This is a genomic window from Tenacibaculum sp. AWR4_210 (genome assembly GCF_056160945.1).
Genome location: NZ_JBSWYF010000003.1, coordinates 399,626 through 412,409 on the forward strand (window position 1 = coordinate 399,626; position 12,784 = coordinate 412,409).

General features: G+C 38.5%; 10 protein-coding genes. 2 read left to right on the forward strand and 8 right to left on the reverse strand.

Features of this window, described 5'->3' with window-relative positions; genetic code table 11:
- The first annotated feature begins 158 nt into the window (after window positions 1–158).
- Window positions 159–1,031, forward strand: a complete 873-nt coding sequence (locus tag ACXAG7_RS07695) for an aldose 1-epimerase family protein (RefSeq protein ID WP_476666507.1) — start codon at window positions 159–161, stop codon at window positions 1,029–1,031.
- Here the strand turns inward: ACXAG7_RS07695 and ACXAG7_RS07700 are convergent.
- The 6 genes from ACXAG7_RS07700 to menA are packed head-to-tail and all read right to left on the reverse strand — an operon-like array spanning window position 1,028 to window position 6,264.
- Entirely contained in the window at window positions 1,028–2,101 is a 1,074-nt protein-coding gene (locus ACXAG7_RS07700) for an AMP-binding protein (RefSeq protein WP_476666508.1), read from the reverse strand. The two genes, ACXAG7_RS07695 and ACXAG7_RS07700, sit on opposite strands and share 4 nt — an antisense overlap.
- Window positions 2,102–2,105: 4 nt before the next feature.
- Window positions 2,106–3,068: a lysostaphin resistance A-like protein gene (locus ACXAG7_RS07705; protein ID WP_476666509.1), complete on the reverse strand. Its 963-nt coding sequence runs from the start codon at window positions 3,066–3,068 to the stop codon at window positions 2,106–2,108.
- A 6-nt stretch (window positions 3,069–3,074) separates the two neighbouring features.
- Window positions 3,075–4,109, reverse strand: a complete 1,035-nt coding sequence (menC, locus tag ACXAG7_RS07710) for an o-succinylbenzoate synthase (RefSeq protein ID WP_476666510.1) — start codon at window positions 4,107–4,109, stop codon at window positions 3,075–3,077.
- 9 nt (window positions 4,110–4,118) lie between these two features.
- A complete protein-coding gene (locus ACXAG7_RS07715; protein ID WP_476666511.1) occupies window positions 4,119–4,631 on the reverse strand; it encodes an SRPBCC family protein in 513 nt (170 codons plus the stop codon).
- Window positions 4,632–5,312: a metal-dependent hydrolase gene (locus ACXAG7_RS07720; RefSeq protein WP_476666512.1), complete on the reverse strand. Its 681-nt coding sequence runs from the start codon at window positions 5,310–5,312 to the stop codon at window positions 4,632–4,634.
- A 13-nt stretch (window positions 5,313–5,325) separates the two neighbouring features.
- On the reverse strand, window positions 5,326–6,264 hold the full coding sequence (gene menA, locus ACXAG7_RS07725) for a 1,4-dihydroxy-2-naphthoate octaprenyltransferase (RefSeq protein ID WP_476666513.1): 939 nt from the start codon (window positions 6,262–6,264) through the stop codon (window positions 5,326–5,328).
- A gap of 976 nt (window positions 6,265–7,240) precedes the next feature.
- Between menA and ACXAG7_RS07730 the strand changes: the two genes are divergently transcribed.
- The gene (locus ACXAG7_RS07730) at window positions 7,241–7,570 is read left to right on the forward strand and encodes a helix-turn-helix domain-containing protein (protein WP_476666514.1); all 330 of its coding nucleotides are present in this window, start codon (window positions 7,241–7,243) and stop codon (window positions 7,568–7,570) included.
- Between the two features lie 38 nt (window positions 7,571–7,608).
- Here the strand turns inward: ACXAG7_RS07730 and ACXAG7_RS07735 are convergent, their stop codons facing one another.
- Both ACXAG7_RS07735 and ACXAG7_RS07740 read right to left on the reverse strand, forming a co-directional pair.
- Entirely contained in the window at window positions 7,609–8,070 is a 462-nt protein-coding gene (locus tag ACXAG7_RS07735) for a hypothetical protein (RefSeq protein WP_476666515.1), read from the reverse strand.
- Window positions 8,071–8,080: 10 nt separating this feature from the next.
- Window positions 8,081–12,508 (reverse strand): DUF6443 domain-containing protein, encoded by a 4,428-nt coding sequence (locus tag ACXAG7_RS07740; RefSeq protein WP_476666516.1) that lies wholly within the window; start codon window positions 12,506–12,508, stop codon window positions 8,081–8,083.
- Window positions 12,509–12,784: the final 276 nt, after the last annotated feature.

A 12,784-nucleotide genomic window follows, 5' to 3' on the forward strand; every position in this document is an offset into this window, starting at 1 on the left:
TTCTAAGGTCTCGAATTTCTTCATGCCTCATAAAAAAAATGTCACGAAACTTGATTTTTCGGTTACAAAACCTCTTATCGAGTCCTCGACCTTCAAAAACCGATTTGCGATACCTCAATATTTAGTATCTTTACTTTACTGATTACACCTTACTGTCTATGATAAGCCTTGAAAATGATATCCTAAAAGTACAAATCAACACTCACGGTGCGGAGTTATGCGCTATTTACCATAAAAAAACGCAATTAGAATACCTCTGGAATGGAAACCCCACTTACTGGAAAAGACATGCTCCCGTATTGTTCCCAATCGTCGGAAAGCTAAAGGAAAATCAGTGTGTTATTGATGGTAAAACCTATGAAATGAATCAACATGGATTTGCTCGAGACATGGAGTTTAGGGTAGTGGAACAGGAAACTCATAAAGCAGTTTTGGCCTTAGACGCCAATGAAGAAAGTTTGATAAAGTACCCATTTCTATTCTCACTTCGCCTTGAATATGAGTTGTACGACGACAAAATCATAACGAGCTATGAAGTCCTAAATAAAAACAGTACTACCATGCCATTTTCAATAGGCGCACATCCTGCTTTTAATTGCCCTTTGGTTCCCGGTACTCAATTTGAAGATTACCACCTCTGTTTTGAACGTGAAGAAGTAGTTCGTAAATACGATTTAGACAAGGCTACAGGCACCGTAAAACCTACACCTACGAAGGTTAGTATTCCGAAAAAAACCCCGTTAAATCAGCGCTTATTTGCTAACGATGCTCTAATTTTTGAAAATGTCAAATCTAAAAGTTTCAAACTAGCTTCTGAGCTGCATGAGCACGGTCTTGAAATGACCTTTGATCAATGGCAATACATGGCCTTTTGGTCCCCAGTAACGGGTGCGCCATTTATCTGTTTTGAACCTTGGATGGGAATTGCAGATACCACAGATCACAACGGGCAATTTATCGAGAAAATGGGGATGCTTCATTTAGCACCTAATGCCACGTATAACAACGCATTTACACTTCGTTTTTACTAGTGCTTCTCCAAAGCTTTTTCCAAGCATTTTGAACGTTGAATTTTATGCGTTTCAGTTTCTATAAACTTCGGTAAGACGAAGACCTCTTTTGGTATTTCATAGCGGTTCATCGTTGTGATCAAAGCGAGGTTTTTTAATATTTCTCGCCCCGTTGTGAAGGATACGCCTTCGAGTAGAAGCACCAATTTTTCACCTAGTATTTTATCGGGAATTCCCGCGACAAAGAATCGCTGTTGAATGTATGCACCAAGCGATGCTTCAATGTGCTCAGGTTGTAATTTAATCCCTCCTGAGTTAATCACATTATCCACGCGTCCCCTCCACTCGAAAGCCGTAGTCGAATTCAACTGTACCACATCATTGGTCACAACCATTTCGTCAGAAACCCGAGGGGCACTAATACACAAACAACCGCGGTCATCCAATTCAAAGCTAACCCCGGGAAGTGCATTGTAAACTGATGAATCTCCATTCTTCTGAGCCGACCTATTTAAAGGTTTAACAGCAATATGTGTTATGGTTTCCGTCATGCCATAGGTAGCGTATACCTCCGTAGAAACAGTTTGAATTTTCTCATTTAATTCCTTGGATACTGCCCCTCCTCCTACTATGAGTTTTTTGACCTTGTGAAGGTCATTCAAAGAGGCCTCGAGCTGCATAGGCACCATGGCGCTAAAGTCGACTGTCTTTTCCAAAATTTGCAATGGATTGGCTACCGGTGGTGTATAATACACCTTCCAACCCAATTCCAAAGCTCGAATCCACATCATCTTACCAGCAATATAGTTTACTGACAAACAGATTAATGCCGAAGTTTTTGCTGGCAACTCAAAAAACGTTCCCGTGGCTAAGGCCGAAGCCTTCATTGCTTCTTTGGATAAGGCTATGGGTTTGGGAACTCCTGTAGACCCCGATGTTCTCACTGTTAGGGTTGGCGTAGTATCAAACCATTGCTTCAAAAAACCAGCAACCTCTGTATCAGATTGTTCGGCATATTCCAATAACTGATTTAAAGATGAAAACTGACAATCGTTCCAAGAGAAATCGCTATGCATTTGTGGAGTATTCATACTATTAGCCTCCTATTCCGTTCAATTCATCCGACTTCACCGGAGGCTCTATTGTTCCAAAGAGCTTGTCTTTCCAATTTGACCATTGGTATTTTCTTCCAAACAAAAACAGCAATATCGGATACAAAACAAATACTGGAAAAAACATTTCCATTCCTACTGATGGCTCAGAAGTATCAATATACAAAGCATTGGTTTGAAATACTGTCCAATCGGTAGTTACCATAAATGCAGCCACTATATTATTAATTGCATGTAAACCTAATGCCAATTCGGTACCTTCATCCATCAAGGTCACGATACCAAATAAAAACCCGGTACCTATGTAAAATACCATCACTATAGGCCCTAATTTATCCACTTCAGGATTGGCCATGTGAAGTACCCCAAAAATAATAGAGGTCACGATCAAGGGAAACCAACGATTTTTCACCATGATTCCTAATCCCTGCATGAGATACCCTCTAAAAAGTAATTCTTCAAAACTGGTTTGTAGCGGAATAAAAAGAAAAGATATGGCTACGAGGATAAAAAACGGCTTGGCATTAAAATTCCAAACATAATCCTCTGGGCTCATAAAAATACCGATAAGGATAAAACTTATAGAAATACATCCCCACAATACAAAAGCGAACCAAAAGCGTTTCCAATCAATCTTGGTCCTACTCGTTACTAAAGAAGTGATACTTCTTTGATGAATGCTTCTGACGCATAATAACAATGCTGCTAAACCTACGATAAACGTAAAGATCATCAAGAAGAGATAGAGGTTTTTATCAATTCCTATATTCGTAAAATTGGTAGCTGCTTCTGCCGCAAAATCTGCCGGATTTGACAGGTGCATCATAGCGGCGATTATAAAAGGTATTCCTCCTAGGAATTGCCATGCAATTCCAACTATGGAAATAACGATTATATACCAATACCAATCGTTTCTCCCTTTGTATGCTTGTTCTATAAAATTCATATCAAATTACATATTAAACTCCCAACGCAAGGCTGGATTATAGGTTAATTGTCCACTTTTAACGACCAGTGGACTCGTGATATTATTTGTAAATAAACTTCCCGTTCCTAAACCTTGTGGTAAGGGGTTGTTTAAAGTAGCAGTCCATTGCGCTATAGCATTCAGCCCAATATTGCTTTCCAAAGCACTCGTTATCCAATTATCAGCTCCTTGTTTCGCTGCTAACTCAATCCACTCCGCACTACCTTGAAATCCTCCAACCAAACTCGGTTTTAAAATAATAAACTGAGGTCGAATTGTTTCCAAACAACGCACTTTGGCTTCGTAATCAAAGATCCCGATAAGCTCCTCATCCAAGGCAATAGGCACTGGCGAGTTTTCACACAACGCCGCCATTTCTTGCCATTGACCTTGTTTGATAGGCTGTTCAATAGAATGGATATCCAATTCGGATAAGCGCTGTAATTTACTCATGGCATCATTAGGACTAAAGGCCCCATTAGCATCAACTCTCAACGTAATTGCATCTGCTGAAAACTCTTCTCGAATCGCTTTTAGTAAGGCAATCTCAGTATCGAAATCTATCGCTCCAATTTTCATTTTGATGGTGGTAAACCCACTGGCTAGCTTCTCTCGAATTTGCTCCTGCATAAAGGCTTTATCCCCCATCCAAATCAATCCATTAATAGGAATTTCTTTCGTTCCTTGGATAAATTCAGGCGAAAGTAACTCAAAAGGTGTAGGCGATGCTAGATCAAGAAAAGCTTGTTCAATACCAAATTGAATGGAAGGATAGTGTTTTAGAGCAGCAAGTAAGACCTCTTTTCCTTTGTGAATATTGGCCACAACCCATTTAAGTTTTAACTCATAATCAGGGGTATCATCTATACTCAATCCTCTAAACAAACCACATTCTCCGTATCCGACCTTTCCTTCATCCTCTAATTTTAAAAACCAAGTTTCCTTGGTTCTCAATACTCCTCTCGATGTACCACTCGGGCGTTTAAACACCAAATCATACTTTTGATAACTAGCTTTCATCCTGCTCTATTACTTTTCTGAATACTCCTTAAAGGCATTTAAATATTGCGCGTCTTGCACTTGCAGTTTCGACTGTACAAAAGGCAGCATGCAACCCAATATAAAACTCGTTGCGCGCACCTTGCTCTCCTGAGTAACTGTCGTTTCATTAGAGTTTGAAGAGAAGCGATACGACACTTTTTTAAACAGGCCTCCCCCCTCGTAAATCAGCACTAGTGATTCATTTGGCACATAGGTTTTAATTCGCATCTGAGATACTATTTCTTGCCCTTGACTTTCTACAACGATATCATAACTGCTCCCTTCGTTATTATCGGTCTTTTTCACCGTGCGCACCTCTTTGATTTCAGGCGCCCACTGTTTGATATTTTCAGGAGTACTCAACAGATCAAAAACCTCAGTCACTGGCTTCTCAACAGAAACTTCTGCAGTATACACCAATTCATTGATGATAAAACCCGTTGCCAAAAACGCCACCGATAGTGCAATAACAATTCCTAAAACTATTTTTACTGTCTTCATTTATCCAATACTTAGCGTTTCACCTATAGCAGGTAACATTAATTCTTTTCCAGCTGCACTAAATGCGGTTACTGCTTTAGCACTATCAATTTCTATCGGAGGAAAGCTATCGTAATGACATCCAATTACACGAGTACACTCAACGAAGTTACTTGCAATAATAGCATCGTCCACCCCCATGGTAAAATTATCTCCAATGGGTAAAATTGCCGCTGTCAATGTAGTCGTCATCGGGATGAGTTTCATATCCATGGTTAATGCAGTATCTCCAGCGATATAAACACTTGTTTCTCCGGCAGTGACTACAAATCCTCCAGGCTCGCCTCCATAGGTACCGTCTGCAAACGACGAGGTATGAACGGCATTGACATATTTTGCTGTAAAACTATCGGTACTAAAGCTACCTCCGTGATTCACAGGATGTCCTTTCAATCCTTTAGCTGTATAATACATCACGATTTCATAGTTAGAAACTATCGTCGCTCCTGTTCTTTCTGCCAAGGCCTCTACGTCCAATACGTGGTCTTGATGCGCATGTGTCAACAAAATATAATCGGCTTGAACGTCCTCGAGTGCTAAATGAGCTGCTTTAGGATTCCCTGTAATAAATGGGTCAACTACGATGTGTTTACCCGCTATTTCAATTCCAAAACAGGCATGTCCGTAAAATGTAATATTCATTTTTTTCATTATTTTAAATAGTAACTAATTGTCCTATAGCAAATAGGACTGCAAACAAAAAGGTACTCAAAGCAACCTTCTTCAACTCGCCATCAAATTGCGATGCAGTTTCATTTTTATACACAAAATGTAAGTGCAATCCCAACGGAATAAATGCGATCATAAAAAGAAATTGTAACGGTGAGCTATAGCGTATTCCGGTAAACAAAAAAGAAAATAAAAAGGAAGCCACCAATAAGTAGTAATGGTAATACTTGGCAAACTCAGCCCCTATTTTTACCACTAAGGTTTTTTTTCCTGCCTTTTTATCGTTCTCACGATCTCTCATGTTATTTAAGTTGAGTACTGCTGTACTCAATAATCCTATCGTTACGGCGGGTAAGACCACAAAAAAGTCAAAACTCTTGGTAAATAAGAAATAACTTCCCAATACTGCTAACAAACCGAAAAATGCAAAGACAAACACATCCCCAAAACCACTGTACCCATAGGCTGACTTACCTACGGTGTATTTGATGGCTGCTGCTATGGATGCTAGTCCCAGCCCGGTGAACAGTAAGGTATATAAAAAATTATCGCTTCCGAAAGCCACGTAGATTAAGCCCAGAGCTAAAAGTAGACTCAACACAGCCGTGATCACCACCGCATTTTTCATTTGTTTCGAAGAGATTACTCCTGAGGCTACCATCCGCTGTTCTCCAGTTCTATTAGCGTCGGTACCTTTCACACCATCACCGTAATCATTGGCAAAATTTGACAATACCTGAAAGGCAATTGTAGTAGCTATGGCCAACCAAAAAATAGCCGATCCAAAAATTCCAAATTCACTGGTATTCGCACCGGTTGCCAATTGTTCTTTAAACCCTAAACTACTTCCTACTATAATTCCAGAAATCGATAGTGGTAAGGTGCGCAAACGCGCTGCTTGAATGTAATATTTCATCATTTTCATACTGGGATCAAAGATACAGTATTTGGACCTAAAAAAGGAAGCCTATAAACTTCCTTATTAACAAAACTCGATCCCTCTTAAAAGAAGTCGACACAACTTTGACAGATTTTAGAAATACGAATGCACTCCGAAAAAAGTGTCCCCTTGTGATTGTTAGTTCGCCTTGGGCTCAACAAAGAATCTCAAGTTAAAAAAGGCGTGATAATCCCCAAACAAGTTCAGGAAAATACAGTTTCCAAGGAAAACAGATTGTTCGATTTGATTAAGAAGATAGTGATCACAAATATTGATAACAGTGAAATTATTAAAATTACTTTACTCTTTTTCTGTTTTTTTTCTCAAAAATTTCTAATACTAATGTTTCCGATTTAATGGGAAGAGTTCAGATAGCACAGCAACTTATTAAAACTGTTAAACTTAAATCTATTACATAAATAAACACTGATGTATTTAGAGCAGCCCCACACCTAACCTACTGACTTACAAACCAAATAAAACCTTAGATATCATAAGTACAAATCTGACACATTATCCTAATCCCGTAGGCTACTTACTAGTATTAATTAAAATATGATTTTCAATATATTCTGGTATACTGCTTACTAGTATAGAGGATAGCCTTTGATTTTTATCAATTTCTGTAAAAATTAGAAATTCTGAAGGTAATAGGCCATTTCCTTCATCTAATTCAAGCATAAGCTCGGGTATATTTAGAGCATCTTGCTTGACAACTTTTGAAAAACTATACTCACCACATGCAATGTTTACTGAGGATCTACTAAATTTTTTCTTGTTGTATTTAACGATACTTAGGGTGTATGCTATGATTTCACCTTCAGCATAGGTTAGCACTAAAAACCTGCCATCTTCATTATCAATCTTACATAAACAAGCTTTTTAATTATTGTTTATGATTTATAAATCATTCAATTTTGCTTAAACACTGATTTTACAATCATTTTCAATACTTATCATTATGGATTTTGGAGATAATATGATGTTGCTACGCAAGAAGAAAAAGCTTTCCCAAGCTTCTTTGGGTAATTTAATTGGTACGTCTGGTGATGTCGTTGGTCGCTATGAGCGTGGTGACATTAAACCGTCTATTGACGTGGTTGTAAAAATTGCTGACGCTTTGGAAGTATCTGTAGATTACCTAATCGGTAAAAGCAAACTGCAACTGGATAAGGAAGCTCTTAAACGTTTGGAGCTTATCTCTGAACTCTCTGACGAGAATAGAACCTTTATTTTTAATATGATTGATATGGCTTTAAGGGATTTTAAAACCCAAAAAGCTTACGCATAAAAAAACCACCTTCGGGTGGTTTTCTTTACTTTGAAAATCTAATTTTCTTTAAATTCTAGTACATTAAGATTTGTTAGCTGTTCGTTGTCTTTCAATAATTTCATAATGTCTTCGACAGCTTCTAAAGCTTTTAATTTATCTATAGTACTATTCTCTTTTAAAAAACTTAACACTTTACTTAAAGTTTCATATTTACTGCTACTTGATAAAATTTTATATCCATTCACATTATGAGCTAATAGTATTGTTGTAGTATGGCTAATATTAGGCGTTAAAGTGTAAATACCATTTTTAATTACAGATGTGGAATTTTCACTCCCTAACTCTCTAATTGTAAATGATTCATCAAAACCATTTATTAAACTCTCTTTTTCGGTTTTCTCTATCTCATTGGAAGAGATGTAAAAATCTATTATTTCTGACTTAAAAGAATTAGGTATGCTTTGTGCTTTACAATTAACACAAACACCTAAAACAATAATTAACGCTAAGTGCTTCATTTTTAATTTTTTATATTTCGTGTCCAGCTACGGCTGCAACTCTTTCATCATTTGTTTCTGTGTTTTCGTGATATAGTTGAGTTTGCTCACTTAGTTTGCTTTCTTGTCCAGCTTTGTAAAATTTATCAATAGTAGCCATAAAATCGTTTATTCTCCCTTCAAATATTACAATATGAGCCTTTTTTACTTTTCCAGTATTTCCATCTTTGGTTTGTCTGGTTTGCCCAGTTACATATGAAGTCCCTGTAGATGGCCCTTTACCAGAAGATATTTCTGTTGTAATAGGAATACTCGAATTTACCAACTTGTTAAATTGCTTTCTTCCAGCAGAAGTTTTTAATAACGAGTTTCCAAACCTTTTGTGGTCGTCTGTTGCGTGTTTGGTATACTCTCTTTTTTTAGCATCATATACTAGATTACCATTCTTGTCTCTCCAATCAAAAGGTTTCATCCCATCAGGGTCGATATACCATAAAGGATTATCAAACGCATAATTGTATGGACTATGCCTACGCATTTTCTCAGCAAGAGGGTCAAGATTCATCCAACGTCCTAATGCAGCATCATAATTCCTTGCACCAAAATCATGCCACTCTATTCCTAATTCATCATTTAACTCTTTTCCATTATACCCAAACTTCTGCGCTACAGAATTCCCCAAAGAAGAAACATTCCCATTATACCCTTTATGCTTTAAACCAAAAGGATAATAATTAGATCCTTCTACGATTTCGTTTTGAGTGATATTACCATCCTTATTATCATCTATATAAGATAAACGAACATTTCCTAGGTGGTCTTTGTATTGGTATACATAGTTTAAACTTCCACTATCATTACTTACATATCCCTCTGGGTGGTTAAAGAATGCTAAGTTCACCGATGCTCCACGACCCGAAACCTTGTTGTAAATATAGTTCCCGGCGTATTCCGTAGTTACCGGACTCGATAAACTTCCGGTTACTGTCTTGGCTAACTTCACCCCAGTAGCATCGTAAACATAATCAATGGTACCTAAAGCCGATTTTCCACTTCCAAAGTGTACTCGGATCGGTAGATTTAGGTGATTGTACTCGATGTTGGTAATTCCTTTGTTTTTATCCAAAATCATATTTCCATTGGCATCGTATCCAAAATCATCATTTGAATGAGAACCATCCTTAAACCCATAATGAGTATTTCCGCTATCCGACACTTTTTTGAGCTTATTTCCACTATCGTAGGTATAAACTAGGTTGTCCATCACACCAAAGCTCGTAGCATTGGTATTTAAATGTCCTCGTCTGATAAGATTTAAAATATTACCATTTTTATCATACTGGATTCCTGATAGGTTGTAATTCGAGGTGTTGCCCCCTGTAACGCTTAACAGTCTGTTCAAAGCGTCATAGCTGTATGTATAAGAACGTGTTTGACCATCATTAGCCGTTTGCCAGCTCGTTTGTGCTATGTTTCCGTTGTACAAACGCTTGCTCGCATCACTGTGCTCGTTATAGGCTATTCCAAAGTTAAATAAATCATTGTCAACAGCTGCATCTTGATTGATATTTTTTAACCATCCGCGAATGTTGTAGTTATAGTCTACCTTTTGTAATCCTTGGTTGTTGTTTACGATGATAACATCCCGGATTGCAGCACCTACCGTATACATCGCTACATCTCCAAAGAGCTTCCCTATGGATGGACGAACCGAGGTGTAAAAAACTTCGTTGTTTTTTTGGTAGTACACCACTGAACCTACTCGCTCTACACGAATCACATCACCCTTCTTATAGGTTCCATATTCTCCTACGTAATGCCCTCCTTCATAAATTATTAATCTATTGTTCCAATACAAGTAAGCCGCATACTGAATAGACGAATAGTCAAGGTTCGAATTGAAATTACTGAGCCCCACCATCAACGGATGATTCGTAGTTTCCGCCTCAAATTCTACATAACCGTCACCTTGAATACTACCTTTGGTTAACAAAGCACTGTTCCAACCCGTGGTTGTATTGGTTTTGGTGAGCAATTCTGTACCCGATATGCCCGAACTAAATTGATAACCTTCCGCAGTACCGTTTCCTGTAAGTTTACTGCGTAATTGTCCCAATGCATCGTAGTGATTACGAACAATTCGTTCTGGGTATTGGTTGTTTATTTTTTGAGTCTGACTCACCAATCGGTCTGCGTGGTCGTATTCAAATCGATCGATTGTAACAATAGCATTTTGCCCCGTTTTTTGATGCGTAGTTTTAGTTTCCAATACCTTTCCCGTAAAGTCATCCAGCTTGCTCTCCACCACATCGGTAGTTCCTAAATAGTCATTCTTGCTGTAAACGTATATAGGACGTGCCTTGTAATCGTAGTACGTTACCGTTGTAGTCCAATGATTAGTACCCAGCACGCGTACCTTACTTACGGTTGCTAAACCACGTGTTGTGCTAGTGGATACTACCCCATAGCTCGTAGTAATGCTCGTGCTCAAACCTACTGGTAAATCTACATAGGTATCGTAATAATTTATCGTTAACAAACCACTTAAATCATTGGTAGGAAGCCCATTTTTTGTATAATAAATTTTTGTTCCTCCAAAAGTAAAATACGAAGTGGTTCTTTGCTCTGTATCAGCATATGCTGCACTACTTGCATAACCTTGCATGGCTTCTCGACTTTGAAAATTTTCACCAAGTCCGGTATATACTACTCTTCCTAAATCATCGTATTTAGTATATAGCCACGTATCATTCTTTCCTCCTGCATGTTCCTTACGACTGTTGGCATCCAGGGTCATTACAGGTAAATCTCTTTTGTTGTATACGATGTACTCCCATCCTTTTCCCGGTATTTTCTTTTCTACCAGTCGGTTTCTTTGATCGTACTTGTATTGATAGCCCAAAGCATCTAGTTTACTAATAACCGTTGCTATCGTAGCTGTGCTAGCCTCCATTTTTGGAGCCAAAACATAGGTCAAATTTCCAAAATCATCGTATACGTAATAAGTGTCGTGAGCTAGTTGGTTGTTATAGGTTCTTTTTAATAGTACTTGCCCCTGCTTGTTTTTAAACTCCTCAGTAGTATGATTTACCCCATCTGACGGTTTCCAGTTTTCATCTTTGGTTAGCGTTTTGTACAACTGCTTTGCCAAATAGTTTCCGTTGTTCGCCGTGGCTCGGTGCAGAGTCGGTGTATAAGTATTGTTTGCCATACTCAAACTCACGTAATACTGAGCCACTTCACTGCCATGATTGGTGTCGTATTCAAACTTGATAGTATGACTGTTGTTTGTATAGCCCTTTGCTGAGTAACTAGTCCCTTTTTTCCAGTCTTTTCCCGGTGCTGCCTGTTCGTATACACGTCCTAAAGGTGAGGCTTCTATCACTTTTTCACTGTAGGCATTGACCTCTGGTAATGCTACTCCTGAAAAATCAGTAGGGTACTTTGCTTGGTAATAGCTATTGATCTCCGTAGCCATAGCTCCCGTTTGAAGCTGCCCAGCAGTTTCCTTGGCCAAGGGTAAGTATTCTTTTAATTGTCGTCCATAAACATCGTATTCACTGTGGGTTACAATATCTTTAGGAGTTACTTTTCCTTTTATCAAGGTTTTCTGACGTACCAACTCGTCCAAACGTAATTCGCTACCGTCAACTACCTGAAACATCGGGTTCCAAAAGTATTGGCGCGTATTGATATCCGTGCAGTAGTACAGGTAACTGCGAACCCTTGTTTGACTCGCTGTTCCCCATTTGTATTCCACTCCATTGGCCACCTTTTTACCTTCCATATCGTAGAGTCCACTTATTCCGGTGTCGCTTCCAGTATAGCCTTCAGGATGCACCAAACCTACTATTAAATACCAGGTATCTATTTTAGGAAGTTTAGAAGCCCAGAAATACGGATTTACATTGGCCGTACCGTCCAAATTGTTCACATTTTGGATGCCGTGATACGAAGATCCATTGTTTAATTGCCCCGTTTTTTTTATCCAAATCGTATAACGGTAACTTTTGCTTCGGTCAATTTCAAAATATCGACTGTTCCACCCTCCATCGGCTCCCGAAGTAGCGTCGGGCTTGCACTGCCAGAGTAAATCTGATCCTCCAAAAGGGGTGGTTCCGTATACGATGCTATTTTCTGAAGACTCTCCATTTTGATAGTAAAATTCAGTAGAACCAACATTGTTCACTTTCCAATCCATAGGCAAGGCGTTGTACACACGTTCTTCTCCCCCAGCAAACATGGCTATTTGCTGCGTTGGTCGTCCTAATCCATCAATGTATTGTACCGTTGTACTTACGCGTTCTCGGTCAGTTCCTGAAACAGCACTGGTTGTCGGTTTTTTATAGGTTTTACTCAGAATGTAATTCTCTGAGGTGGTCTGTGCCTGTGTAGTACTGCTACACAAGGCCAATAGCGCAGCACCAGCACTCGCTAATTTTGTTAAAATACGTTTCATAGCGGCTTAGTTATTTTTATGATAACGTCCATCCTTAGCAACCTTTTCAGTAAAATAACCACTTAGCCCCTAAGAAGTGTTTCCTGTGCCAAATACTTATTGAAAAAGGCTTATGTGTGCCTGTTTTGTACTTTATAAAGTTAGTTAGTGTTCAAACCACGGACAATAATAATGTAATCGAAGTACTGATTTATGTAGCAATAGTCAATAGAAAGAGGAATTGAAATACACGTTCTTCTCTTTTTAATAATCCAGGTATACACCGCGAAAGAAACA